The sequence below is a fragment of the Pseudomonas sp. BIGb0278 genome, from assembly GCF_024809895.1.
Lineage (GTDB): Bacteria > Pseudomonadota > Gammaproteobacteria > Pseudomonadales > Pseudomonadaceae > Aquipseudomonas > Aquipseudomonas shirazensis.
Genome location: NZ_JANUEL010000002.1, coordinates 601,843 through 627,242 on the forward strand (window position 1 = coordinate 601,843; position 25,400 = coordinate 627,242).

The 25,400-nt window shown below is 62.9% G+C and carries 27 protein-coding genes; 16 read left to right on the plus strand and 11 right to left on the minus strand.

All coding sequences use genetic code 11. The features are described from left to right. Positions 1-105: 105 nt before the first annotated feature. Complete coding sequence (gene pyrE, locus M2396_RS11450) at positions 106-747, minus strand: orotate phosphoribosyltransferase (RefSeq protein WP_101322883.1); 642 nt, start codon at positions 745-747, stop codon at positions 106-108. Between the two features lie 81 nt (positions 748-828). On the opposite strand from pyrE, the gene M2396_RS11455 reads away from it, so the two are divergent. Further along, positions 829-1,608: an exodeoxyribonuclease III gene (locus M2396_RS11455; RefSeq protein ID WP_101322882.1), complete on the plus strand. Its 780-nt coding sequence runs from the start codon at positions 829-831 to the stop codon at positions 1,606-1,608. 44 nt (positions 1,609-1,652) lie between these two features. On the opposite strand, the gene rph is transcribed toward M2396_RS11455, so the two are convergent. Beyond that, the gene (gene rph, locus M2396_RS11460; RefSeq protein WP_101322881.1) at positions 1,653-2,375 is read right to left on the minus strand and encodes a ribonuclease PH; all 723 of its coding nucleotides are present in this window, start codon (positions 2,373-2,375) and stop codon (positions 1,653-1,655) included. 225 nt (positions 2,376-2,600) lie between these two features. Here rph and M2396_RS11465 point away from each other — a divergent pair, with 225 nt between their 5' ends. After that, complete coding sequence (locus tag M2396_RS11465) at positions 2,601-3,464, plus strand: YicC/YloC family endoribonuclease (RefSeq protein WP_150571444.1); 864 nt, start codon at positions 2,601-2,603, stop codon at positions 3,462-3,464. 13 nt (positions 3,465-3,477) lie between these two features. Further along, positions 3,478-4,107, plus strand: a complete 630-nt coding sequence (gene gmk, locus M2396_RS11470; protein WP_101322879.1) for a guanylate kinase — start codon at positions 3,478-3,480, stop codon at positions 4,105-4,107. Between the two features lie 34 nt (positions 4,108-4,141). On the opposite strand, the gene M2396_RS11475 is transcribed toward gmk, so the two are convergent. The 3 genes from M2396_RS11475 to M2396_RS11485 all read right to left on the minus strand — a co-directional run bounded on the left by M2396_RS11475 (position 4,142) and on the right by M2396_RS11485 (position 7,959). Then, positions 4,142-5,689, minus strand: a complete 1,548-nt coding sequence (locus tag M2396_RS11475; RefSeq protein ID WP_101322878.1) for an APC family permease — start codon at positions 5,687-5,689, stop codon at positions 4,142-4,144. Between the two features lie 109 nt (positions 5,690-5,798). Further along, a complete protein-coding gene (locus M2396_RS11480) occupies positions 5,799-6,572 on the minus strand; it encodes a gamma-glutamyl-gamma-aminobutyrate hydrolase family protein (protein WP_101322877.1) in 774 nt (257 codons plus the stop codon). Positions 6,573-6,576: 4 nt separating this feature from the next. Then, positions 6,577-7,959, minus strand: a complete 1,383-nt coding sequence (locus tag M2396_RS11485) for a glutamine synthetase family protein (protein WP_103435549.1) — start codon at positions 7,957-7,959, stop codon at positions 6,577-6,579. Between the two features lie 208 nt (positions 7,960-8,167). Between M2396_RS11485 and M2396_RS11490 the strand changes: the two genes are divergently transcribed. The 5 genes from M2396_RS11490 (at position 8,168) to M2396_RS11510 (ending at position 12,931) form a co-directional block, all read left to right on the plus strand. Continuing rightward, positions 8,168-9,043, plus strand: a complete 876-nt coding sequence (locus M2396_RS11490; RefSeq protein ID WP_188036951.1) for a LysR family transcriptional regulator — start codon at positions 8,168-8,170, stop codon at positions 9,041-9,043. A gap of 256 nt (positions 9,044-9,299) precedes the next feature. Continuing rightward, positions 9,300-9,563 carry a DNA-directed RNA polymerase subunit omega gene (rpoZ, locus tag M2396_RS11495; RefSeq protein ID WP_101322874.1) on the plus strand — a complete coding sequence of 88 codons (264 nt, stop codon included), beginning with the start codon at positions 9,300-9,302 and terminating at the stop codon, positions 9,561-9,563. Positions 9,564-9,622: 59 nt separating this feature from the next. Next, on the plus strand, positions 9,623-11,731 hold the full coding sequence (spoT, locus tag M2396_RS11500) for a bifunctional GTP diphosphokinase/guanosine-3',5'-bis pyrophosphate 3'-pyrophosphohydrolase (RefSeq protein ID WP_259074839.1): 2,109 nt from the start codon (positions 9,623-9,625) through the stop codon (positions 11,729-11,731). A gap of 24 nt (positions 11,732-11,755) precedes the next feature. Next, a complete protein-coding gene (locus M2396_RS11505; protein ID WP_101322872.1) occupies positions 11,756-12,136 on the plus strand; it encodes a RidA family protein in 381 nt (126 codons plus the stop codon). Positions 12,137-12,196: 60 nt separating this feature from the next. Further along, complete coding sequence (locus M2396_RS11510; protein ID WP_259074840.1) at positions 12,197-12,931, plus strand: hypothetical protein; 735 nt, start codon at positions 12,197-12,199, stop codon at positions 12,929-12,931. Between the two features lie 52 nt (positions 12,932-12,983). Here the strand turns inward: M2396_RS11510 and M2396_RS11515 are convergent, their stop codons facing one another. Next, positions 12,984-13,847 (minus strand): NAD-dependent epimerase/dehydratase family protein, encoded by an 864-nt coding sequence (locus M2396_RS11515; RefSeq protein ID WP_259074841.1) that lies wholly within the window; start codon positions 13,845-13,847, stop codon positions 12,984-12,986. A gap of 190 nt (positions 13,848-14,037) precedes the next feature. Here M2396_RS11515 and exbB point away from each other — a divergent pair, with 190 nt between their 5' ends. The 6 genes from exbB to M2396_RS11545 all read left to right on the plus strand — a co-directional run bounded on the left by exbB (position 14,038) and on the right by M2396_RS11545 (position 20,750). Further along, positions 14,038-15,003, plus strand: coding sequence for a tonB-system energizer ExbB (gene exbB, locus M2396_RS11520; RefSeq protein WP_259074842.1), 966 nt, complete (start codon positions 14,038-14,040; stop codon positions 15,001-15,003). Between the two features lie 3 nt (positions 15,004-15,006). Beyond that, positions 15,007-15,435: a TonB system transport protein ExbD gene (exbD, locus tag M2396_RS11525; protein ID WP_101322869.1), complete on the plus strand. Its 429-nt coding sequence runs from the start codon at positions 15,007-15,009 to the stop codon at positions 15,433-15,435. Further along, a complete protein-coding gene (locus M2396_RS11530; RefSeq protein WP_101322868.1) occupies positions 15,432-16,166 on the plus strand; it encodes an energy transducer TonB in 735 nt (244 codons plus the stop codon). The genes exbD and M2396_RS11530 overlap by 4 nt, the downstream gene beginning before the upstream one ends. Positions 16,167-16,259: 93 nt before the next feature. After that, complete coding sequence (locus tag M2396_RS11535) at positions 16,260-17,186, plus strand: hydrogen peroxide-inducible genes activator (RefSeq protein WP_101322867.1); 927 nt, start codon at positions 16,260-16,262, stop codon at positions 17,184-17,186. Between the two features lie 3 nt (positions 17,187-17,189). After that, positions 17,190-19,268: an ATP-dependent DNA helicase RecG gene (gene recG / locus M2396_RS11540; protein ID WP_259074846.1), complete on the plus strand. Its 2,079-nt coding sequence runs from the start codon at positions 17,190-17,192 to the stop codon at positions 19,266-19,268. A 78-nt stretch (positions 19,269-19,346) separates the two neighbouring features. Next, positions 19,347-20,750: an aminoacyl-tRNA deacylase and HDOD domain-containing protein gene (locus M2396_RS11545; RefSeq protein ID WP_259074849.1), complete on the plus strand. Its 1,404-nt coding sequence runs from the start codon at positions 19,347-19,349 to the stop codon at positions 20,748-20,750. Positions 20,751-20,786: 36 nt separating this feature from the next. On the opposite strand, the gene M2396_RS11550 is transcribed toward M2396_RS11545, so the two are convergent. From M2396_RS11550 to M2396_RS11565, 4 genes are all read right to left on the minus strand, one after another. Beyond that, positions 20,787-21,164 (minus strand): helicase, encoded by a 378-nt coding sequence (locus M2396_RS11550; protein WP_101322864.1) that lies wholly within the window; start codon positions 21,162-21,164, stop codon positions 20,787-20,789. A 153-nt stretch (positions 21,165-21,317) separates the two neighbouring features. Beyond that, on the minus strand, positions 21,318-21,659 hold the full coding sequence (locus M2396_RS11555; RefSeq protein WP_101322863.1) for an HU family DNA-binding protein: 342 nt from the start codon (positions 21,657-21,659) through the stop codon (positions 21,318-21,320). 189 nt (positions 21,660-21,848) lie between these two features. Next, on the minus strand, positions 21,849-22,997 hold the full coding sequence (locus tag M2396_RS11560; RefSeq protein ID WP_150571437.1) for an NAD(P)/FAD-dependent oxidoreductase: 1,149 nt from the start codon (positions 22,995-22,997) through the stop codon (positions 21,849-21,851). Positions 22,998-23,030: 33 nt separating this feature from the next. Then, a complete protein-coding gene (locus M2396_RS11565; RefSeq protein ID WP_101322861.1) occupies positions 23,031-23,198 on the minus strand; it encodes a rubredoxin in 168 nt (55 codons plus the stop codon). Positions 23,199-23,380: 182 nt separating this feature from the next. Here M2396_RS11565 and M2396_RS11570 point away from each other — a divergent pair, with 182 nt between their 5' ends. Together M2396_RS11570 and ubiA are read left to right on the plus strand one after the other, a co-directional pair. Then, positions 23,381-23,938 carry a chorismate lyase gene (locus tag M2396_RS11570; protein WP_101322860.1) on the plus strand — a complete coding sequence of 186 codons (558 nt, stop codon included), beginning with the start codon at positions 23,381-23,383 and terminating at the stop codon, positions 23,936-23,938. Next, entirely contained in the window at positions 23,938-24,828 is an 891-nt protein-coding gene (gene ubiA, locus M2396_RS11575) for a 4-hydroxybenzoate octaprenyltransferase (RefSeq protein ID WP_150572479.1), read from the plus strand. Before M2396_RS11570 ends, ubiA begins: the two co-directional genes overlap by 1 nt. A 54-nt stretch (positions 24,829-24,882) precedes the next feature. Here ubiA and M2396_RS11580 read toward each other — a convergent pair whose 3' ends face one another. Then, positions 24,883-25,263 (minus strand): hypothetical protein, encoded by a 381-nt coding sequence (locus M2396_RS11580; protein ID WP_101322858.1) that lies wholly within the window; start codon positions 25,261-25,263, stop codon positions 24,883-24,885. Between the last annotated feature and the right edge of the window lie 137 nt (positions 25,264-25,400).

Genomic DNA, 25,400 nt, shown 5'->3' on the forward strand with positions numbered 1-25,400 from the left:
CGCCGCTGAATTAGGATGCACAGGATATGACAAGCGTGAATGAGAATTGGTCTCATTCTACCAGCATAACCAGTGGCCCGCGCAAGCACGGGCCCTGCTGCGGGATCAGATCCCGTATTGCGCGCGGTACGCCTCGACCGCTGGCAAGTGCTGCTTGAGCTGCGGATCGTCAGCGAGGAACTCGAGCACCTGGGTCAGCGAAACGATGCTGACCACCGGGATACCGAAGTCGCGCTCCACTTCCTGGATCGCCGACAGCTCGCCGTTGCCACGCTCTTCGCGGTTGAGCGCGATCAGTACGCCGGCGGCTTTGGCCTGCTGCGCGCTGATGATCTGCATCACTTCACGGATCGCGGTACCGGCGGTGATCACGTCATCGATGATCAGTACATTGCCTTCCAGCGGTGCGCCGACCAGGCTACCGCCCTCGCCATGGGCCTTGGCCTCTTTGCGGTTGAAGCACCACGGCACGTCCAGCTGATGCTGGTCGGCCAGGGCGACCGCAGTGGCCGAAGCCAGCGGGATGCCTTTGTAGGCCGGGCCAAACAGCACGTCGAAGGGGATTTTGCTGTCGACGATGGCCGCCGCGTAGCAACGTCCCAACTGCGCCAGTGCCGAGCCGCTGTTGAACAGCCCCGCATTGAAGAAGTACGGGCTGGTACGCCCCGATTTCAGGGTGAATTCACCGAAGCGCAGAACGCCGCGATCGATGGCAAAACGGATGAAGTCGCGCTGATACGGCTGCATGAAAAAGTCCCAGACACCACGGATTTAGCTAAATGAGTTGAGCTCGGGTATCATACACGCACGAGATTTTTGGGGCCATTTATGCGGATCATCAGTGTGAACGTTAATGGCATTCAGGCTGCAGCCGAGCGTGGTTTGCTCAGTTGGCTACAAGCCCAGAATGCCGACGTCATCTGCCTTCAGGATACCCGCGCCTCGGCCTTTGAACTCGACGACCCAGCTTTCCAGCTCGATGGCTATTTCCTTTATGCCTGCGATGCAGAGGTGCCCGCCCAAGGTGGTGTGGCGCTCTATTCGCGGATGCAGCCCAAGGCAGTCATCACCGGCCTGGGCTTCGAGACAGCCGACCGCTACGGACGTTACCTGCAAGCAGATTTCGACAAAGTCAGTATTGCCAGCCTGTTGCTGCCTTCGGGCATGAACGGCGACGAAGACTTGAACCAGAAATTCAAGTTAATGGACGATTTCGGCAAGTACCTGGACAAACAGCGGCGCAAGCGTCGTGAATACATCTATTGCGGCTCGTTCTACGTGGCGCAGCAGAAGCTCGACATCAAAAACTGGCGCGACAGCCAGCAGTCACCTGGTTTCCTGCCGCCCGAGCGGGCGTGGATGGATTCGATCGTGGGTGACATGGGTTATGTCGACGCGCTGCGTGAAGTCAGCCGCGAAGGCGATCAGTACAGCTGGTGGCCCGATAACGAACAGGCCGAGATGCTCAACCTGGGTTATCGCTTCGACTACCAGATCCTCACGCCAGGCTTGCGCCGCTTTGTGCGCAGTGCCCGCCTGCCGCGTCAGCCGCGGTTCTCCCAGCATGCGCCACTGATTGTGGACTATGACTGGACTCTGACGATCTGACATACACTGGGGCCGCTTTGCGGCCCCAGCGGTTACAACTGCAATCAGTCAGCCAAAGCCGCATTCTGCAGGTCGTAGATTTCGTTCATGCCTTTCTGCGCCAGCGCCAGCATGGCGTTGAAGTCTTCAGGCTGGAACGGTGCACCTTCAGCGGTACCCTGCACTTCGATGAAGCCACCCGCGCTGGTCATGACCACGTTGAGGTCGGTCTCGGCCGCGGAGTCTTCCAGGTAATCCAGGTCAAGCACTGCTTCGCCCTGATACATGCCTACCGATACAGCAGCGATCATGTGCTTGAGCGGGTTGCCGCCCTTGAGGCCGCCGCGCTTCTTGATCACCGCCAGGGCGTCGACCAGTGCAACCATGGCACCAGTGATCGAAGCGGTGCGGGTACCGCCGTCAGCCTGGATCACGTCGCAGTCGACGTACAGGGTGACATCGCCGAGCTTGCTCATGTCCAGCGCAGCGCGCAGCGAGCGGCCGATCAGGCGCTGGATTTCGAGGGTGCGGCCACCCTGCTTGCCACGGCTGGCTTCGCGCTGGTTACGCTCACCGGTCGCACGCGGCAGCATGCCGTACTCGGCAGTCAACCAACCCTGGCCCTGGCCTTTGAGGAAGCGCGGCACGCCGTTTTCGACGCTGACCGTGCAGATGACCTTGGTGTCACCGAACTCGACCAGTACGGAGCCCTCGGCGTGCTTGGTGTAGTTGCGGGTGATGCGGATCGAGCGGAGCTGATCGGCGGCGCGACCACTTGGACGTTTCATTTGGGATACCTGTACTGGGATTCGAATCTGCCGAGCATTATAAAGCCCGCAGCCCGGCGAGGACATGCCTATCGTCGCAGGCGCCAGCCTGTCGACTACTCCTAGCTGCGGCCAAGGCGATCGATGACACGGCCGAAATTGGGCGCGCAGCCCACTCTGCGTTACAATCGCGCGCCTTGCAGCCTGACCCGGCTGCCCCATCATTCTTATGCGAGGTAGTCCGCCATGGTGCACAGCATGACCGCTTTTGCTCGCGTCGAGCGCGCCGGCAGCCAAGGCACTCTGGTCTGGGAGCTGCGCTCGGTCAACCACCGCTACCTGGAGCCGCATCTGCGCCTGCCAGAAGCCCTGCGCGAGCTTGAAAGCGCGGTGCGCGAAGGCCTGCGCCAAGGGCTGTCACGGGGCAAGGTCGAATGTACCCTGCGCCTCAATGAAGACAGCACCGGCAAGCCGCTGCAGGTCGACCGCGAGCGCGCCGCGCAACTGGTCGCCGCCGCCGAAACCGTCGCCAGCCTGATCAAGCAGCCCGCGCCGCTGAACCCGCTGGAAGTGCTGGCCTGGCCCGGCGTGCTGGTGGCCGATGCCAGCGATCCGCAGGCCCTCAATGCCGAAGCCATCGCCTTGTTCGACGAAGCGGTCCAGGAGCTCAAGGCCGGTCGCCAGCGCGAAGGCCAGGAGCTGGCCCGGCTGATCAACGAGCGCCTCGACGGCATGACCAGTGAAGTGACTACTCTACGCGCGCTGGTGCCGCAGATGCTGGCGGTGCAGCGGCAGAAGATCCTCGATCGCTTTCATGACATGCAGGCCGAACTCGACCCGCAGCGACTGGAGCAGGAGATGGTCCTGCTCGCGCAAAAAAGCGACGTCGCCGAGGAGCTGGATCGCCTCAACACCCACATCACTGAAGTGCGCCGGGTGCTCAAGTCCGGTGGTGCTGCAGGTCGACGCCTGGATTTCCTCATGCAGGAACTCAACCGCGAAGCCAACACCCTTGGCTCCAAGGCATTCGACCCGCGCAGTACGCAGGCGGCGGTCAACCTCAAGGTGTTGATCGAGCAGATGCGTGAACAAGTACAGAACATCGAGTAAGGCCATCCCGACCATGAACCACTGCAGCGGCACTCTCTATATCATCTCGGCGCCATCTGGCGCGGGTAAGACCAGCCTGGTTACCGAACTCACGGCGATCACTCGGGAAGACACGCATATCCGCGTATCGGTCTCGCACACCACCCGTGCAATGCGACCGGGCGAAAAAGACGGGGTCAATTATCACTTTGTCGACCGCGAGCAGTTCCAGAGCCTGATCGACAAGGGTGACTTCATCGAGCACGCCGAGGTGTTCGGCAACTTTTACGGCACCTCCCGCAGCGCCCTGCAATCCACCCTGGATGAGGGCTTTGACCTGATTCTGGAAATCGACTGGCAAGGCGCCCAGCAAGTGCGCGAACTGATGCCTGATGCCCTGTCGATCTTCATCCTGCCGCCGAGCCAGGATGCGCTGCGCCAACGCCTGACCGGGCGCGGCCAGGACAGCGAAGAGATCATCGAAGGGCGCATGAAGGAAGCGGTCAACGAGATGGTTCACTACGACGAGTACGACTACGTGATCATCAATGATGATTTCGATGCGGCGCTGGCGGACATCAAAGCGGTATTCCGCTCCAATCGCCTGCTGCTTGCAAAGCAAAAGCAGCGCCATGGTGCGCTGCTCGAGCAATTGGTTGGCTGATCTGTCTTGGGGCCGATAGCGGCCCCAAATCACTTCACTCCTGCAGTTGCAGCTTGGCCTGCTGCTGCAAGGTGGCGCCGAGGAAGAACGCCGGCAGGCGCAGCCGCGACAGCAGCATCAGGCAGATGCCCAGCAGCGAGATGATCGCCGCAATCACGAACACCAGCCCCAGCCCACCCACATGCGAGCCGCTGCCAAAATCTGGCGAAGCGCTGTCGATTGCCGTGCGCACGAAGATCACCGACAGGATTGCGCCACCCAGCAACGGGCAGACGCCGCGCATGAGGAAGTGCCGCAGGCTGCTGAACAGGCTGCGGCGGAAGTACCAGACGCAGGCAAAGGCAGTCAGCGAGTAATAGAAGCAGATCATCATGCCCAGCGCGGTGATGGTGTCGGCCAGCACGTTCTCGCTGAGGGTACGCATGGTCACGTAGAACAGTGCTGCGGCAATGCCCGCGCAAATGGTGGCGTAGCGTGGCGTCTGCGAACGCGGGCAGACCTTGGCGAAACGCTTTGGTACCGCGCCGTAGTAACCCATCGCCAGCAACGTGCGCGCAGGCGAAACGAACGTCGACTGCAACGACGCTGCAGTACTGGCCAACACCGCAATCGACATGAGGATCGCCAACGGGCCCATGACCGGGCCGGCCAGGTGAGCGAAGACGTTTTCCTGAATGCGCGGATTACCCAGGCCCAGGCCGACATCACTGATCCCGGCGAACTGCAGCGTGGCGATGGCGGTGAGCAGATACAGGCAGAGAATCAACAGCACCGTCCAGGTCGCTGCCTTGCCCGGCACTTCATCGCTGCCGATCGACTCTTCACTGACGGTCAGGCATACGTCCCAGCCCCAGAAGATGAAGATCGACAACGACAAGCCCGCAGCGAACGCCGAGAACGACTCGACGCCGAAAGGGTTGAACCAGGCCAGGTCAAACGCCAGTGGTGGTGGCGCGGTGGTTTCGCCGAAGGCAGCAAAGGCGAAACCGATCAGCACCAGCAACTGCAAGGCCACCAGGCCGTACTGCACTGTCATGGTGGTGCCCATGCCGCGACAACAGATCCATACCGCCAGTGCGATGAACACGCAACAGGTGATGATGTTGATCAGCAGATTGTCGGCCAACGCGGCCAGCGATTGATCGCCAGTGATCTGCGCGAGGAACAGATAGAAGAAGTCCACCGCCACGCCGGCCAGGTTGGACAGCACAATGGTGGTCGCCACCACCAGGCCCCAGCCGCCGATCCAGCCGATCATCGGGCCGAACGCGCGGGCCGACCAGGTGAACGAGGTGCCGCTGTCCGGTTCTGCCGCGTTCAGCTCACGGTAGCCGAGGGCAACCAACAGCATTGGCAGGAAGCCGACAATGAACACTGCTGGCAGGTGTGCGCCGACCTCACGCACGGTCGGGCCAAGCGCGCCGGTCAGGGTGTAGACCGGGGCAATGGTGGAAATGCCCAGCACCACGCTGGCCAGCAAGCCCAGCCGGCCCTTGGCCAGGCCTTTGCTGGCGCGAGGGGCGCTGCCGTCTGAAGCGGCCGCCGCACCGGGCGGGCGGCCGTTGTCTGTGTTTTCGCTCATGAGTATTCGCCGTCGATATTGGTATTGTTTTCACAGACCGCTGAGGGTCCGCTTTCACTCATTGAAAGCTTGCTGTCGGGGGTGAGTCATCCGAGACCTTCGGCTGACGTCAGACTGTTTTCTGGCGTGAAACCTCCCGCACAGCATGGGCCTTGCAGGCCTCGCGAAACGCCTTGAACAGGCGCAGCGAGACCGGGTTTTCGGCGAAACGCCACTCCGGGTGCCACTGCACGCCGAGCACCAGGCCCGGCGCGTCCAGCATCGACACCGCTTCGATCAGGCCATCCGGGGCCCGTGCTTCGACACGCAGGCCAGCGGCCAGACGGTCGATCCCCTGACTGTGCAGCGAGTTGACCTCGAACTGCTCAGGCAGGCCAAAACGCTCGAACAGCCCGCCCGCCTCAGTGCGCACCAGATGCCGAGGGCCGTATTGCTCCTCCAGCGGCGCGTCCTGCGGTTCGCGGTGGTCGAGGTAACCGGGCAGCTCCTGCACGCGCTGGTGCAGGCTGCCGCCCAGGGCCACATTCAATTCCTGAAAGCCGCGGCAGATACACAGCACCGGCACGCCGGCGGCGATGGCTGCGCGCAGCAAAGGCAGGGTCAGGCGATCACGCGCCTGATCATGGCGGGTGCCGGCAACGCTGGCGGCGCCATTGTAGTGGTGCGGCTCGACATTGGAAGGCGAGCCGGTGAAAACGATGCCATTGAGGATCGACAGCAGTGCCAGCGGGTCGCTGCCAACATCGCGCGCAGGCAGGATCAACGGGATCCCGGCATAGCCGGCCGCCTCCACGTACTTGTCGCCAACGGTGTGCGAAGCATTCTTGCCGACCTGCTGGCGGCAGGCGCTGACACCGATCAGAGGGACCACGTTTGCGCTCATGGGCTTACACCGTGTGCAGGTACCAGTTGTACTCGAGGTCGGAAATCGACACCTCGAACTCAGCCTGCTCGCTTTCCTTGCAGGCGACGAAGATGTCGATGTAGTCCGGGCTGATGTATTGGTTGAGGATCTCGCTGTCATCCAGCGCACGCAGGGCGTCGCGCAGGTTGTTCGGCAGGCTCTGTTCGAGCTGCTCGTAGGAGTTGCCCTCGATCGGCTCACCCGGCTCGAGCTGGTTGGTCAGGCCGTGGTGAATGCCGGCCAGGATCGACGCCATCATCAGGTACGGGTTGGCATCGGCACCGGCGACGCGGTGTTCGAGGCGCACTGCGTCACTGCTGCCGGTCGGCACGCGCACGGCCACGGTGCGGTTGTCCAGGCCCCAGCTCGGTGCATTGGGTACATAGAACTGCGCGCCGAAACGGCGGTACGAGTTGACGTTCGGGCAGAGAAACGCCATCGACGCTGGCATGGTTTCCAGCACGCCGGCAATGGCATGGCGCAGCGGCGCGCTTTCGAGCGGGTCTTCGCTGGTGAAGATGTTCTTGCCGGTCTTTTTGTCGAGCAGCGAGATGTGCACGTGCAGGCCGTTGCCGGCCTGGCCTGGATAGGGCTTGGCCATGAAGGTGGTGTCCATCTCATGGTCATAGGCGACGTTCTTGATCAGGCGCTTGAGCAGTATCGCGTAGTCACAGGCCTTCATCGGATCAGCAACGTGATGCAGGTTGACCTCGAACTGCGCCGGGGCGCTTTCCTTGACGATGGCGTCGGCCGGGATGCCTTGCTCGCGGGCGGCTTCGAGCATGTCCTGCAGGCAGTCGACGTACTCATCGAGGTCGTCGATCAGGTATACCTGGGTCGATTGCGGGCGCTTGCCGGAGATCGGTGAGCGTGGCGGCTGCGGCCGGCCGTTGAGGTTGTCCTGATCGATCAGGTAGAACTCCAGCTCGAACGCGGCGCAGATATCCAGGCCCAGATCGTCGAACTTGCTCACTACCTTGCGCAGCACCTCACGGGGGTCGGCGAAAAACGGCTCGCCTTCGATTTCGTGCATGGTCATCAGCAGCTGCGCGGTCGGGCGCTTCTGCCATGGCTCGTAGCACAGGGTGCCAGGGATCGGATAGCAGACCCGGTCGGCGTCGCCGATGTCCAGGCCCAGGCCGGTGCTCTCCACGGTCGAGCCGTTGATATCGAGGGCGAACAGCGACGCCGGCAAATTGATGCCACGCTCGTAGACCTTGTGCAGGCTGGCACGCTCGATACGCTTGCCGCGAACCACGCCATTCATGTCGGAGATCAGCAGATCAACGTACTGGATGTCCGGATGCGCCTTGAGAAAGTCGGACATCTCGCTGGAAGTGCTGGCGCGCGGGTTTACCGACGTCATGGTGTACATCCTTTGGGTGTGGAGCGGCGATGTGGAGAGATACGGCTGGCGCCTCATGGGCGACGATGGATGCTGCTGTTGTTCTTTTCACTGTCCCATCGTGGGGATTGTCGGCCCGACGGGGTGCATTGATTCCCGCAGGCCGTTTCACTATAAAATGGCCTCAACGCAACAGACATTGGCATTTCGGCAAGCAGAGCGTGCACCAATGCAATATCAGATAACTCATGCCGACCTTTCGCTAGTCTTGGCACTTGAGCGCGGTCGCTCGCTGGCCAAGGCCGCAGAGCTACTCAAAGTCGACGTTTCGACGGTGTTCCGCTCGATTCGCCGCCTGGAGTCGGCGTTGGGCACCGCGCTGTTCGTCAAAAGCCGCAAAGGCTACCTGCCCACCGACACTGCCCAGGCCCTGGCCGAGCAGGCTGAACGTGCCGAGCTGGCACTGGAAGCGGCAAGGATTGCCCTGACCAGCGGTGAGCAGGTGGTCAGCGGCACGGTGCGCCTGACCTGTACCGAGGCCGTTTTGCACAGCCTGCTGCTGCCGGCACTGGCGACGTTCATGCCCAATTACCCGGCGCTGTCGCTGGAGCTGGGCACCTCGAACACTTTCGCCAACCTCAGCCGGCGCGACGCCGACATCGCCCTGCGCCTGACCAACAACCCGCCGGAGCATCTGGTCGGACGCTGCCTGGGCTCGACCTCCTACGTTATCTGCGGCCATGCCGCCCTGCGCGAGCGGCTCGAGCAGTCGGTCAGCAGCGTGGCCTGGATCGCGCCGGATGACTCGATGCAGGACCACCCCACGGTGGTCTGGCGCAACCAGCAGTATCCCGGCCTGAACCCGCGCTACCAATGCAGCGGCATGTCGACCATCGCGCAGCTGGTGAGCACCGGCCTGGGCGTGGCGGCGCTGCCCGATTACATGGTCCACGACATGCCTGATGTCGAGGCGCTGAGCGCACCGCTGGCAGGCTGCGACACGCAGTTGTGGCTGCTGACACGCCCCGATTGCCGTGCGCTGCGCTCAGTGCAGACGCTGTTTGAGGAGCTGACCCCACATTTGCGCGCAGCATTGTTGCGATAAGCCGTTTGCGGCTGTTGTATTGCAGCCCCGGAAACCGTTATCGTCAGCGCTATCGAGGCGTCTGAAACGGTGCTTTCGCGCTGCGGGCCGGCCTTTGCGGGCCAGGCCAAAGCGGCATGATCGAGGCGGTTTCAGGACTGACGGGCAAGGCTGGCTATAAAACAGCCCTTCCCTATTGGCTGGTGATTTTTTAAACTACCCAGTCCACCGCCCATTATGGGCTGTACGCCCTACCGCATTGCTACTGAGGAAGACCATGGCCCGCGTAACTGTAGAAGACTGCCTGGAACACGTGGATAACCGCTTTGAGCTGGTCATGCTCTCCACCAAGCGCGCCCGTCAGCTGGCCACCGGTGGTAAAGAGCCACGCGTTGCATGGGAAAACGACAAGCCTACCGTTGTTGCCCTGCGCGAAATCGCTGAAGGCATCATCACCAACGAATTCCTGGCTGCCGAAGAGATCGTCACCGAAGATCCGGTATTCGCCGCGTTCGAGGACGAGTCCAACGAGGCTGTCTGATTGATGCCAGGTCGACGTCGCGCGGCAACCGGACTTCTTCCTCGGCAGGAGGTATACCCATGCCGAGCATAGACACCCTCGCCGAACGGCTATCGACCTACCTCGGTCCGGACCAGGTCAACCTGGTTCGGCGAGCCTATTTCTACGCCGAACAGGCGCACGATGGGCAGCGCCGCCGCAGTGGCGAACCCTACGTGACTCACCCGCTGGCAGTTGCCGGCATCCTCGCCGACATGCACATGGACCATCAAAGCCTGATGGCGGCCATGCTGCACGATGTGATCGAAGACACCGGCATCGCCAAGGAAGCCCTCAGCCAGCAGTTTGGCGAGACGGTGGCCGAGCTGGTCGATGGGGTCAGCAAACTGACCCAGATGAACTTCGAGACCAAGGCCGAGGCGCAGGCCGAAAACTTCCAGAAGATGGCCATGGCCATGGCGCGGGATATCCGCGTGATCCTGGTCAAGCTCGCCGACCGCCTGCACAACATGCGCACCCTGGAAGTGCTGTCGGGCGAAAAACGCCGACGCATTGCCAAGGAAACCCTCGAGATCTACGCTCCGATTGCCAACCGCCTGGGCATGCACAATGTGCGCGTAGAGTTCGAAGACCTTGGCTTCAAGGCGATGCACCCGATGCGCTCGGCGCGCATCCACCAGGCAGTCAAGCGCGCCCGCGGCAACCGCAAGGAAATCGTCGCCAAGATCGAACAGTCCCTGGCCAATTGCCTCGGCAGCGACGGCATCCAGGGCGAGATCAGCGGCCGCCAGAAACACCTCTATGGCATCTACCGGAAGATGCGCGGCAAGCGTCGCGCCTTCAACGAGATCATGGACGTGTACGCGTTTCGCATCGTCGTCGACAAGGTCGACACCTGCTACCGCGTGCTCGGCGCTGTGCACAACCTGTACAAGCCGCTGCCGGGGCGCTTCAAGGATTACATCGCGATCCCCAAGGCCAACGGCTACCAGTCGTTGCACACGACCCTGTTCGGCATGCACGGCGTTCCCATCGAAATCCAGATTCGCACCCGCGAAATGGAAGAGCTGGCCAACAACGGCATCGCTGCGCACTGGCTGTACAAGTCCAACGAGGAAGAGCAGCCCAAGGGCAGCCACGCCCGCGCCCGTCAGTGGGTCAAAGGCATCCTCGAGCTGCAGCAACGTGCCGGCAACTCGTTGGAATTCATCGAGAGCGTGAAGATCGACCTGTTCCCGGACGAGGTCTACGTGTTCACCCCGAAAGGGCGAATCATGGAGCTGCCCAAAGGCTCCACCGCTGTCGACTTTGCCTACGCGGTGCACACCGACGTCGGCAACAGCTGCATTGCCTGCCGCATCAACCGCCGCCTGGCGCCATTGTCCGAGCCCTTGCAGAGCGGCTCGACGGTGGACATCGTCAGTGCCCCGGGCGCACGGCCGAACCCGGCCTGGCTCAACTTCGTGGTCACCGGCAAGGCGCGCACGCACATCCGCCACGCGCTCAAGCAGCAGCGCCGCTCCGAGTCGATCAACCTTGGCGAGCGTCTGCTGAACAAGGTATTGACCGGCTTCGACAGCAGCCTGGAAAAGATCCCGCAGGAACGTATCCAGCCGATCCTCAACGAGTATCGCCTGGAAGTCATCGAAGACCTGCTCGAAGACATCGGCCTGGGCAATCGCATGGCCTACGTGGTCGCCCGTCGGCTGCTCTCGGCCGAAGGCGAACAGCTGCCAAGCCCGGAAGGCCCGCTGGCCATCCGCGGCACCGAAGGCCTGGTGCTGAGCTACGCCAAATGCTGCACACCGATCCCGGGCGACCCGATCGTTGGCCATCTGTCGGCCGGCAAAGGCATGGTCGTGCACCTGGAAGACTGCCGCAACATCAGTGAAATCCGCCACAACCCGGAGAAGTGCCTGCAGCTGTCCTGGGCCAAGGATGTCACCGGCGAATTCAACGTCGAGCTGCGCGTCGAGCTTGAGCACCAGCGCGGCCTGATTGCCTTGCTCGCCAGCAGCGTCAACGCCGCCGACGGCAACATCGAGAAAATCAGCATGGACGAACGCGATGGCCGCATCAGCGTGGTCCAGCTGGTGGTCAGCGTGCACGACCGCGTGCACCTGGCTCGTGTGATCAAGAAGTTGCGCACCCTGACCGGCGTGGTCCGCATCACCCGCATGCGTGCGTAAATCCGCCAACCGCAAGGAGTCACCATGACCAAGACCGTCATCACCAGCGACAAGGCCCCCGCCGCCATCGGTACTTACTCCCAGGCGATCAAGGCCGGCAACACTGTCTACATGTCTGGCCAGATCCCGCTGGATCCGACCACCATGGAGCTGGTCGAAGGTTTCGAAGCGCAGACCGTTCAGGTGTTCGAGAACCTCAAGTCGGTGGCTGAAGCTGCCGGTGGTTCGTTCAAGGACATCGTCAAGCTGAACATCTTCCTGACCGACCTGAGCCACTTCGCCAAGGTCAACGAAGTCATGGGCCGCTACTTCGAGCAGCCTTACCCGGCGCGTGCCGCCATCGGCGTGGCAGCTCTGCCCAAGGGCGCCCAGGTCGAAATGGACGCCATCCTCGTCATCGAGTGATGCCTGAGGTGACGGGCGCCCTGCCCGTCACCCTCCTCTCTGCCTGAAGGTCTCCCCACCATGCATCACGCCCTGCCCCTCGCGCTGGCAGCCCTGATTCTGGGCGGCTGCTCCAGCCACAAACCTGAAGACTACAACGGCACCTGGATCAATCAGGCAGCCATCGACGCCGCCGCCAAAGGTGGCAGCCTGCGCCAGGCGCTGGCAGCCAACGGCCCGGTGTCGGAAGTCCGTGTCGACGTCGCCAGCCAACAGGCCAGCTACCTCTATAACGGCTACGAGAACGTCAACGGCCGCCTGCGCCTGAGCGACAAGCAATGGCAAGTCGACTTCGACGGCGGCCCAAGCGCGCCACTGCAGCTCAAAGGCAAGGAGCTGGTTACCGTTACCGAAAGCGGCAAAGAGCAGGCATTCAGCAAGGCGCTGACGCCAGCCGCTGCCGATACACCGGTCGGTAGCACCTTCGAGAAGGCGCTATATGGCGCGTATCTGGGTGGCAACTGGAAGATCATCGAAGGCACCGGCAAAGGTGAGACCGTGCAGTTCAGCGACACCGGCAGCGTAACCGGGCTGCCCGGGCCGAATCGCTATGCGCTGTGCCTGGGCGGCGATTGCGCGACCATGGGCGGTGCCAACGACAGCCTGTGGCTGGAGCGCGATCAACGTGGCGCGCCGTTTATCTTCAAGCACAGCGGTGACCAACTGGAGATTTTCCAGGCTATCAACCGTGCCCAGCCGGACGAGATGCCGCAGCTGGCGCCCGGGCCGCGGCAGTGGTTGCTGGAACGTAGCTGATAGTAGGTGGCGTTGGGGCCGCATTGCGGCCCCAACGATTACTGGGTCCACCCTAAGGCTTGGCTGCCCCCCGCAAAATCGCCGCATAGCCTTCCTTGTAACTCGGATACACCGGCGCCCAACCCAACGCTCGCGCCCGGGCATTGCTGCAGCGCTTGCTGCCGGTGCGGCGCACGCGCTGTTCGTCCGACCATTGGGTAACGCCAAGGTACTCGCGCAACCAGGCGACCACATCGGCTAGCGGCGCCGGGTCGTCGTCGACGCCGATATAGCAGTCTTCCAAGGTAACGCCACGGGCATCCGCGGCGAGCAGATAGGCCAGCAGGCTCGCTGCGTCCTCAGCGTGAATCCGGTTGCCATACAGTGGCGGCTGCTGGGCAACCCGGTAGCCCTGGCGAACCTGGCTCAGCAGCCACTCACGGCCCGGCCCGTAGATGCCGGTCAGGCGCACCACGCTGGCGGGAATGCCGCTGGTCAACGCCACTTGCTCGGCTTCAAGCATGATTTTTCCGGAATAACCCGTAGGCTCGGTCGGCGCCGTTTCGTCGACCCACTGGCCATCCTGCTGAGCAAACACACTACTGCTGGAAACAAACAGCAGCCGCCGCGGCTGTTGCCCGCGCACCTGCAACCAGCTGAGCACATTACGCAGGCCATCGACGTAAGCCGCCTTATAACCGGCTTCGTCATGTTGGCTGGCAGCCACGCAGTACACCAGATAGTCAGGTGCACGCTCAGGCCAGGCCGCAGGAATCTGCGCATCAGTGAGGTCAGCTGCGACGGGCTGGACGCCTTCCGGCAATTGATCGATCGAACGCCGCAGGCCGCTCACATGCCAGCCACTGGTAAGCAGTTGCAGGGCCAGTCGGCCGCCGACATCGCCGCAGCCGACGATCAAAGCAGACAATTCCGACATCATTCAGCTCCACTGATAAAGGATCAGGCTAGCCGGATTGCGCGATCAACGGCTAGACAAAGGTAAAAAAAAGATACTGTATTACTTTTGTTAACAAGAATTAATTGCAATAATGGCGACCTATCTGTTCTCGGCCTGCCTCGGGGCCGTGGTGAACGTCAACTCATTCTACTCATCAGGTCCGGCCAGCATGACTCGTACTCAACCCTCCGCTTCGCCAACCCAGTCGCGCGCCTGGCGCGCCATTGCCGCGCTGATGTTCAGCCTGGTGCTGGCCCCGATCGCCATGGCCGATGAGCCAAATGCCACCGCTGCCACCACCCCAGCTGCCGCTACCGCGCCTGCTGCGCCCGCCGCTGAAGGCCAGGCCCCAGCCGCCGCACCTGCCGAAGGGCAAGCTCAGGCACCTGCCGAAGACAACGTGCAGCCGCTGGTCGAAGACACCTCGCTGGGCATGGCCCACGACCTGTCGCCATGGGGCATGTACAAGAACGCCGACATCGTCGTGAAAATCGTGATGATCGGCCTGGCCATCGCCTCGATCATCACCTGGACCATCTGGATCGCCAAAGGCTTCGAGCTGATGGGCGCCAAGCGCCGCCTGCGCGGCGAAATCGCAGCGCTCAAGCGCGTCTCCACCCTCAAGGAAGCTGCTGAAGCGTCCAACAAGGAAGGCACCCTGGCCCACACCCTGGTGCATGACGCCCTCGAAGAAATGCGCCTGTCGGCCAACGCTCGCGAAAAAGAAGGCATCAAGGAGCGCGTCAGCTTCCGCCTCGAGCGCCTGGTTGCCGCCAGCGGTCGTAACATGAGCAGCGGTACCGGCGTGCTCGCCACCATTGGTTCGACCGCGCCGTTCGTAGGTCTGTTCGGTACCGTATGGGGCATCATGAACAGCTTCATCGGCATCGCCAAGACCCAGACCACCAACCTCGCAGTAGTTGCACCCGGCATCGCCGAAGCACTGCTGGCGACCGCTCTGGGCCTGGTAGCGGCCATCCCGGCAGTGGTCATCTACAACGTCTTCGCGCGTTCCATCGCTGGCTACCGCGCACAGGTGTCCGACGCTTCGGCGCAAGTCCTGCTGCTGGTCAGCCGCGACCTCGACCACCAGGGTGGCGAACGCGTCGCCCCGCACATGGTGAAAGTGGGGTAAGCCATGGGCCTGCATCTTAACGAAGGTGGCGATGACCTCGCCGAAAACCACGAAATCAACGTTACGCCGTTCATCGACGTGATGTTGGTGCTGCTGATCATCTTCATGGTCGCAGCTCCCCTGGCCACCGTCGACATCAAGGTCGACCTGCCCGCCTCGACCGCCAAACCGGCGCCGAGGCCGGAGAAACCGGTGTTTGTCAGCGTCAAGGCCGACCAGAAGCTGTACGTCGGCGACGATATGGTTGCTCAGCCCAGCCAGCTTGGCCCGATGCTCGACGCCAAGACCAAGGGCGACAAGGAGACCACCATCTTCTTCCAGGCCGATAAAGGCGTGGACTACGGCGACCTGATGGAAGTGATGAACAACATGCGCGCGGCCGGCTACCTCAAGGTCGGTCTGGTAGGTCTCGAGACGGCAGCCAAAAAATGATCAAGACGCGGCACAAACTGGCGCGTTACAGCGGCAGCTTGGCGATCGTGCTGGGTGTCCATGCCATCGCTGTGCTGCTGACGCTCAATTGGTCGGTGCCTCAGGCCATCGAACTGCCCCCGGCAGCGATGATGGTCGAGCTGGCACCGCTGCCTGAGCCAGCGCCACCACCACCGCCCAAGGTCGCTCCGCAGCCTCCGACTCCGGTCGAAGAGCCGCCGCTACCGAAGTTGGTGGAGGCTCCAAAACCGAAAATCGCGATTGCCAAGCCGCCCAAGCCGAAGGCCAAACCGCAGCCGCCCAAGCCCGAGAAGAAGCCTGAGCCGCCCAAGGAAGCGCCACCTGCCGATGAGCAGGTAGTCGATACGCCGCCGAGCAATACGCCACCGCAGAAATCGGCAGCGCCAGCGCCAAGCATCGCCTCCAACAGCAAGGCCTTGCCGACCTGGCAGAGCGATCTGTTGCGTCACCTGGCCAAGTACAAGCGGTACCCTGAAGACGCCCGCCGGCGTGGCCTGCAAGGCATCAACCGGTTGCGCTTCGTGGTCGACGCCGACGGCAAGGTGTTGTCCTACTCGCTGGCTGGTGGTTCAGGCAGCGCAGCACTGGACCGAGCGACCATGGAAATGATCCGCCGTGCGGGCTCGCTGCCCAAGCCGCCGGCAGAGCTGCTGACCAATGGCTCGATCGAAGTGGTAGCACCCTTTGTCTACTCGCTGGATAAACGCTGACACTTTGTTTCTGTCACAAAAGCGCAAGTCTGATAACGTGCGTCTATCAATTGCAGCCGCTATGCTGGGGCTGCAACTTCATGGACGCACGTTATGACCCTCACTGAACTCCGCTACATCGTCACCCTCGCCCAAGAGCAGCACTTCGGCCATGCTGCCGAGCGTTGCCACGTCAGCCAGCCGACCCTGTCGGTCGGGGTAAAGAAGCTCGAGGACGAGCTTGGCGTGTTGATCTTCGAACGCAGCAAGAGCGCGGTTCGCCTGACTCCGGTCGGTGAAACCATCGTCGCCCAGGCGCAGAAGGTCCTGGAGCAGGCGCAAGGTATCCGTGAACTGGCCCAGGCCGGCAAGAACCAGCTGACCGCACCACTCAAGGTCGGCGCGATCTACACCGTCGGCCCGTACCTGTTCCCGCATCTGATTCCACAGCTGCACCGGGTCGCCCCGCAGATGCCGCTGTATATCGAAGAAAACTTCACCCACGTACTGCGCGAGAAACTGCGCAACGGCGAACTGGACGCAGTGATCATCGCCCTGCCGTTCAACGAGGCCGACGTGCTGACCCTGCCGCTGTACGACGAGCCATTCTGCGCGCTGATGCCGGCGGATCACCCGTGGACCGCACGCAAGACCATCGACCCGGCCATGCTCAACGACAAGAGCCTGCTGCTGCTCGGTGAAGGCCACTGCTTCCGCGACCAGGTGCTCGAAGCCTGCCCGACCCTGGCCAAAGGCAACGACGGCTCCAAGCACACCACGGTCGAATCCAGCTCGCTGGAAACCATCCGCCACATGGTCGCCTCAGGCCTGGGCATCTCCATCCTGCCGCTGTCGGCGGTGCACAGCCATCACTACGCACCAGGCATCATCGAAGTGCGCCCGCTGACCGCACCGACGCCCTTCCGCACGGTGGCGATTGCCTGGCGCGCGAGCTTCCCGCGGCCCAAGGCGATCGAGATCCTGGCCGACTCGATCCGGCTGTGTTCGGTGGTCAAGCCACCCGTGGAACAGTCGGCCTGAGTCATGAGCGAGCTGTCCAAGGTACCGGTCACTGAACTCAAGGGCGTCGGCGAGGCAATGGCTGAAAAGCTTGCCAAGGTCGGCCTGGAGAACCTGCAGGACGTCCTGTTCCACCTGCCCCTGCGTTATCAGGACCGCACCCGCGTAGTGCCAATCGGCCAGTTGCGCCCAGGCCAGGACGCAGTCATCGAAGGCGTGGTCAGTGGCGCCGACGTGACCATGGGCAAGCGCCGAAGCCTGGTGGTGCGCTTGGGCGACGGCACCGGCGTGCTGAGCCTGCGCTTCTACCACTTCAGCAATGCGCAGAAAGAAGCCCTCAAGCGCGGCACTCATATACGTTGCTACGGCGAGGCTCGCCCAGGTGCTTCGGGGCTGGAGATCTACCACCCGGAATACCGCGCCCTCAACGGCAGCGAGCCGGCGCCGCCGGTCGAGCAGACCCTGACCCCGATCTACCCGTCCACCGAAGGCCTGACCCAGCAGCGCCTGCGCCAGCTGTGCCAGCAAAGCCTGGCCATGCTCGGCCCGCGCAGCCTGCCAGACTGGCTGCCACCGGAGCTGGCCAACGATTATCAGCTGGCGCCGCTCGACGAGGCGATCCGCTACCTGCACAACCCGCCCGCCGATGCTGATCTGGAAGAGCTGGCGGTGGGTCATCACTGGGCTCAGCACCGCCTCGCCTTCGAAGAGCTGCTGACTCACCAGCTGTCCCAGCAGCGCCTGCGCGAGAGCTTGCGCAGCCTGCGCGCGCCGGCATTGCCCAAAGCCAGCCGGCTGCCTGCGCAGTACCTGGCCAACCTGGGGTTCAACCCCACCGGTGCCCAGCAAAGGGTCGGCAACGAGATCGCCTACGACCTTAGCCAACCCGAGCCGATGCTGCGCCTGGTCCAGGGCGACGTCGGCGCGGGCAAGACCGTGGTCGCCGCCCTGGCTGCCCTGCAAGCGCTGGAAGCCGGTTACCAGGTCGCCCTGATGGCACCCACCGAGATCCTCGCCGAGCAGCACTTCATCACCTTCAAGCGCTGGCTGGAGCCGCTCGGCATCGAAGTCGCCTGGCTCGCCGGCAAGCTCAAGGGCAAGGCCCGGGTCAGCGCCCTGGAGCAGATCGCCGGCGGCGCGCCGATGGTGGTCGGTACCCACGCGCTGTTCCAGGACGAGGTCAAGTTCAAGCATCTGGCGCTGGCGATCATCGACGAACAGCACCGCTTTGGCGTTCAGCAACGGCTGGCCTTGCGCAAGAAAGGCGTGGCCGGCGAGCAATGCCCGCACCAGCTGATCATGACCGCCACACCAATCCCGCGGACGCTGGCCATGAGCGCCTACGCTGACCTCGACACCTCGGTGCTCGATGAGCTGCCGCCCGGCCGCACCCCGGTGAATACCGTACTGGTGGTCGACAGCCGCCGCTTCGAGGTGGTCGAACGAGTCCGCGCCGCCTGCGCCGAAGGGCGCCAGGCGTACTGGGTCTGCACCCTGATCGAAGAATCCGAAGAGCTGACCTGCCAGGCCGCCGAAAGCACCTTCGAAGACCTCGGCGCGGCCCTGGGCGAGTTGCGCGTGGGCTTGATCCACGGGCGCATGAAGCCAGCCGAAAAAGCTGCAGTGATGGCCGAGTTCAAAGCCGGCAACCTGCAGTTGCTGGTGGCGACCACGGTGATCGAAGTCGGCGTCGACGTGCCCAACGCGAGCCTGATGATCATCGAAAACCCCGAGCGGCTTGGTCTGGCCCAGCTGCACCAGCTGCGCGGGCGGGTCGGCCGCGGTAGCGCCGCCAGCCACTGCGTGTTGCTCTATCACCCGCCGTTGTCGCAGGTCGGCCGCGAGCGTCTGGGCATCATGCGCGAGACCAACGACGGTTTCGTCATCGCCGAGAAAGACCTCGAACTGCGCGGCCCTGGCGAAATGCTCGGGACGCGCCAGACCGGCCTGCTCCAGTTCAAGGTCGCTGACCTGATGCGCGACGCCGACTTGCTGCCAGCCGTGCGCGACGCCGCCCAGGCGCTGCTTACGCGTTGGCCGGCACACGTCAGCCCGTTGCTCGATCGCTGGCTGCGCCATGGCCAGCAATATGGCCAGGTGTGACACAAGTCCCACTACGCAACCAGCCTGCCGTTCAGACTGGTTATACTTCGCGTTTAAAGAAACTATTGGATCCAGCTCATGACTGAAGTAGCCCTGGACGCCGCATCCCCGCAAGCACCGTCTGTTATCCGCCAACTGCTGGACAAGCTCGGCGTAGCTTACAAGGAGGTGCCGGAGCATCCGTCCCTGCCTGCAGCCTCGCGTGTTCAAGCGGTGCTGCTCGATGACGAAATCGGCGCGCTGCTGGTGCTGTTCCCGCACACTCAGTTGCTGGACCTCAATCGCCTCGCCGAGCTGACCGGGCGCAAGCTGCACGCCGTGCCGCTGACGCGCCTGAACCAGATGCTCGACAAGCACAAACTCAAAGCGCTGCCTGCCCTGCCGGCCCTGACCAGCTCGCCCTGCCTGTATGACGAACGCCTGCTCGAGGCCGAGGCGCTGTTGATCCAGTCGGGCGAACGCGGCCTGCTGCTGCAGATCGAGCGCGGCGCGTTCAAGCGCATGCTGAGCAAGGCCAGCGCAGGCAAATTCGGCCAGACCGTGGCGGACATCCAGCCCAACCTCAACCGTCCTGACGATGATCCCCACGAGATCACCCAGGCGGTGCAGGCGTTCACCGCGCGGCGGATCCAGAAGCGCCTGGAAGAAACCATCGAAATTCCACCACTGGCCGACACGGCGCAAAAGATCATCAAGCTGCGGGTCGACCCCAACGCCAGCATCGACGACATCACCGGTGTGGTCGAAACCGACCCGGCGCTGGCCGCGCAAGTGGTCAGTTGGGCCGGTTCGCCGTACTACGCCTCACCTGGCAAGATCCGTTCGGTAGAAGACGCCATCGTGCGTGTGCTCGGCTTTGATCTGGTGATCAACCTGGCACTGGGCCTGGCCTTGGGCAAGACCCTGAGCCTGCCCAAGGACCACCCGCAGCAGGCCACGCCGTACTGGCAGCAGTCGATCTACACCGCTGCCGTGATCGAGGGCCTGACCCGCGCCATGCCCCGCGCCGAGCGCCCGGAAGCTGGCCTGACCTACCTCGCCGGGCTGCTGCACAACTTTGGCTACCTGCTGCTGGCGCACGTGTTCCCGCCGCACTTCTCGCTGATCTGCCGCCACCTGGAGGTCAACCCGCACCTGAGCCATACCTACATCGAACAGCATCTGCTCGGCATCAGTCGTGAGCAGATCGGCGCGTGGCTGATGAAGCTGTGGGACATGCCTGAAGAGCTGTCCAACGCGCTGCGCTTCCAGCACGATCCTGGCTACGATGGCGAAATGGCGGTGTTCCCCAATCTGGTCTGCCTGGCGACCAGCCTGCTGCGTTCGCGCGGGATTGGCTCAGGGCCGCAGGAAGAAATCCCCGATGCCCTGCTCGAGCGATTGGGGCTGAGCCGCGAAAAGGCCGACGATGTCGTCAGCAAGGTGCTCGAAGCCGAAGCGCTGCTGCGCGAACTGGCCTCGCAGTTCCACCCTCCGCATTGAGCTGACCAGCACCGGGGCGTCAGGCGCCCCGCTCGCTCAGGCTTTGCGCTTGCGCGGTTTCAGGTACTTCATCAGGCCCTGGAACCAGATCACCAGCGCCGGATTGCCCTTGATCTGGATGTTCTTGTCCTGAATCCCCTGCATGAACGCCAGCTGTTTGTTGCTGGCCTGCAGGGTGGCGAAGCCGTAGGCGGCGTCCTTGAACGCAATCGCGAAGGCTGGCTGCGCATGTTGCCCGGCCTTGCTGCTGATGCGCTCGTTGCTGACGATGAAGTGACGGGCGACCTTGCCATCCAGGGTCTGCATCTGGAACACCAGATCCTTGTCCCGCAGCTGCTGCTGGAACGCCGGATTGTTGCGGCTGGCACGGGCCATCAACAAGCCCATGGCCCACAGAATAAAACGGAACTTCATCGGCAAGACTCGACTGTAATGTGACTGAAAGCGCTGAGTTTATCCTCTTTCAGAACACTTTATACAAGCCCGCCACCGTTACCCTATGGAAAGCAAAACGGACGCCATAAAGGCGCCCGTTGATTGGCTCTGCAACCGCTAGCAACGAGCCGCTTACTTTTTCTTCGCGGCAGCCTTGGCAGCGGGTTTGGCAGCGGCCTTGGCCGGTGCTGCCGCTTTGCCGGTCGGGTTGACCGTGTCCTTGAGACCCTTGCCTGGCTTGAACGCAACGGTGTTGCTGGCCTTGATCTTCACTGGCTCGCCAGTCTGCGGGTTTTTGCCAGTGCGGGCGCCACGGTGACGCTTCTCGAAAGTGCCGAAGCCAACCAGGGTAACGGTATCCTTATCGAGGGCCCCGGTGATGCTGTCGAGGATCGCATTGAGTACCTCATTGGCCTTTTCCTTGGTCAAATCAGCCTTTTCAGCGATGACAGCGGCGAGTTCTGGTTTGCGCATAGTGAAGCCTCTTGGACGGGAATTCTTGTTGTTATTGCCGTGCTGCCAGGGGAGGCAGCGCTCAAGGCGCCGCAGGCTCTAAACTGCGGCAGACGCGAGTGAGAATGGCACGCCAACCGGGACCGCGCCAGTATCAGCACGGCCATTGTGTCGGCAAGCCAACGGCATAAGCGACAGAACGCCAGCCATTTACGCCATAAGCGCCGGAAGCTGCCGATTTAGAGCGAGTTTTTCCATGACGGCGCTGCCTGTCAGGGCATAGCCGAGCAGCGCACCCGCCTCATCGCGGCAGGTCAGCTTGAGATCGGCGCCGTCACCTTCCACTTGCCACACGCCCATGCGGCCATGCGGCGGTGGCGCGACCACCAGTGGGCAAGCGGGGGTCTTCACGGTGATCGGCATCGGCCCGTATGCCACCGCCTGCGGATTGCCGGCCAAGGTCTGCGCCAGCGCGCGTACGCAGCTCATCAACGGCATCACGTACAACAGGTTGATGCCATCGACTTCGGCGCAATCGCCCAGGGCATAGATATTGCCGTGCGAGGTACGCAACTGACGGTCCACCACCACCCCACGATTGACCGCCAGCCCGGCCGCGGCGGCCAGTTCGGTGCGCGGGCGCAGGCCAATGGCCGAGACCACCAGGTCGCAGGCGATCACGCGGCCGTCGGACAAGTGCGCCTGCAAGCTAGCGCCATCGCGCTGTAGGCGGTCCAGCACGGGGCCTAGGTGGAAGCGCACGCCAAGGCTCTCCAGGCCTGCCTGCACCGCGCCTGCGGCGGCAGCCGGGATCAGGGTCGGCATCAGTTGCTCACAAGGGGCAACCACATCGACCTGGAAACCACCGAGGCTCATGTCGTTGGCAAACTCGCAGCCGATCAGCCCGGCGCCGAGAATCAGCACGCGCTGCTTGCCTGCCGCAGCGCGGCGAAAGCGGGCGTAGTCGACAAGGTCGTTGATCGCAAACACCGCATCGCTCGCGTCGCCCTGCAGCGGCAGCTGTACTGTCTGTGCGCCCAGCGCGAGAATCAGGTCACGGTACTCGACCACCTCTTCACCGATCCACAGCCGCTTGTGCCCAGGATCAATGCCGCTGATGCGCGTGTGCGTACGGATCTCCGCCTTGAGCTGATCGGCCATGGCCCCCGGCTCTGCCATGCACAGGCCGTCGGCGTCCTTGTTCTTGGCGAAGCCAGTGGACAGCATTGGCTTGGAATAGGAACGGCCGTCATCAGCGCTGATCAACAGCAGCGGCGTTTCGCCGTCGAGCTTGCGAAACTCCCGGGCCAGGTTGTAGCCCGCAAGGCCGGTGCCGATGATCACTACTGGGGAGGTCATGCCGTATTCCTTTTACGTTGCCAAGGGTTGCTATCAGGCGATTTCGATCATTTCAAAGTCGCTTTTGCCTACGCCACAATCCGGGCACAGCCAGTCTTCAGGGACATCCTGCCATTGGGTGCCCGGCGCGATACCGTCATCCGGCCAGCCCTCGGCTTCGTTGTAGATCAGGCCACATACAATGCATTGCCACTTCTTCATCAACAGCTCCTCATCCAGGTTCAGGCTTGGCCTTGCCGCTTATCGCACTGTTGCACGCAACAGGCTGAGTAATGGCTCGTGCGGCTGCCACGGGCTTTTTACTGGCCCAGCCTGCAGTATGCAAGCAGCGCAGGCAATCATGCTAAGCTCGGCGCCTCTCTGGCTGTAACAAGCATACCGACGTGTCGTACGAATCCCCGCTAGCAGCCGCTGTTGCGTGGCTGCCGTATCCACAGCTGGCAACCACGCTTGCCCAGCCGACCCTCGACTGGCTGTTCGATGAAGGCTCGCTGACCCGCCGCCTGACTGCCCTGTCTGCTGATCATTTCAGTGTCACCCCGTTGTTCCAGGGCTGGCAGCCGCTGCGCGATGACGAATGCCTGGCGCTTGGCCTTGAGCCTGGTGCGCAAGGCTGGGTCCGTGAGGTCTACCTGCGTGGCCATGGCCAGCCTTGGGTATTCGCCCGCAGCGTGGCCGGGCGCAGCGCGCTGGAGCGCGGTGGGCTGGACCTGGAAACCCTGGGCAGCCGTTCGCTGGGTGAGCTGCTGTTCTGCGATCAGGCCTTTGTGCGTCACCCTATCGAGGTGTGCAGCTACCCGCAGCACTGGCTACCGATTGAAGTCGCTGCTGCGAATCTGTGGGGCCGGCGCTCGCGCTTCGAGCGTGATGGCCTGCAACTACTGGTGGCCGAGGTGTTTCTGCCGGCCTTGTGGCAAGCCTCCAGCGAGGTAACCGGCTGATGTACCTGCAACTGCTGAAATCACTCAACCACCTGCACCCGCGCGCCTGGGACTTCGTCCAGCTGAGCCGCATGGATCGGCCGATCGGCATCTACCTGTTGCTGTGGCCGACCCTGACTGCGGTGTGGATTGCCGGCCAGGGCGCGCCGACGGTGGCCAATGTGCTGATCTTTGGCCTAGGCGTAGTGCTGATGCGCGCGGCCGGCTGCTGCATCAACGACTTCGCCGACCGCAAGGTCGATGGCCACGTCAAACGCACCGCCGACCGGCCGCTGGCCAGCGGTCGGGTCAAGCCACGCGAGGCGCTGGTGCTGTTCGCCGTGCTGGTGGCGGCGAGTTTCCTGCTGGTGCTGTGCACCAACGCCCAGACGGTTTGGTTGTCGTTCGGTGCGGTCGCCCTGGCGTTCTGCTATCCGTTCATGAAGCGCTACACCTATTACCCACAGGTGGTCCTGGGCGCAGCGTATTCGTGGGGTATCCCGATGGCCTTCACCGCCGCCGGCGGCGATCTGCCTGCCAGCGCCTGGCTGCTGTACATCGCCAACCTGCTGTGGACGGTGGGCTATGACACCTACTACGCCATGGTCGACCGCGATGATGATTTGAAGATCGGGGTCAAATCCACCGCGATCCTGTTTGGCGAGGCCGACCGGGCGATCATTCTTGGCTTGCAGCTGCTGTCGCTGGCCTGCCTGCTGCTGGCGGGCATCAAGTTCGGTCTGGGCGGCTGGTTCCACCTCGGCTTGGTGGGTGCGTTGGTGTGCTTTGCCTGGGAGTTCTGGTCGACGCGCAAGCTGGATCGCGACGCGTGCTTCAAGGCGTTTCTGCATAACCACTGGGCAGGCTTGCTGATCTTTATCGGCGTGGTGCTGGATTACGCCCTGGGCTGACTGCGCGCCCTGTGCCAGCGCTGTCAGGCGCTCGCGCAGGGCGCGGCGATGCCGTCAGGGCTTGGCTACATGCCAGACGTCCTTCATGCCATCGCCGGTGGTCTTGCCGGCTTCGGTGTCCTTGACGAAGGTGTACAGCGGCTTGCCATCGTAGGCCCACTGCATGCTGCCGTCGTCGCGCTTGATGTGGGTCCACTTGCCTGCCGCAGCCTTGTCATCTTCCTTGACCATCAGCGGCGGCCAGTTCTTGGCACAGTCGCCGTTGCACATCGACTTGCCGTCGCTGTCCTTGTCGAAGGTGTACAAGGTCATGCCCTTGTCATCCACCAGCATGCCGCCCTTGGCCATGCCCATGCCGCCATGCTCGGCTAGGGCTACCCCCGGCAGCGCCAAAACCGCGCAGAAGGCCATCCAGTTCAGCGTTGATCGTGTCATTGGATTTCACCGTATTTATTCGGGGGTTGGGATTTACAGCCTAGCTCAGCCGTCGATACTTGGCGTGGCAGCCCACGACTTGTCACACGACTGCAATAATTCCGTTATCTAATGCGGGCCAAGACATCCAATTCAGG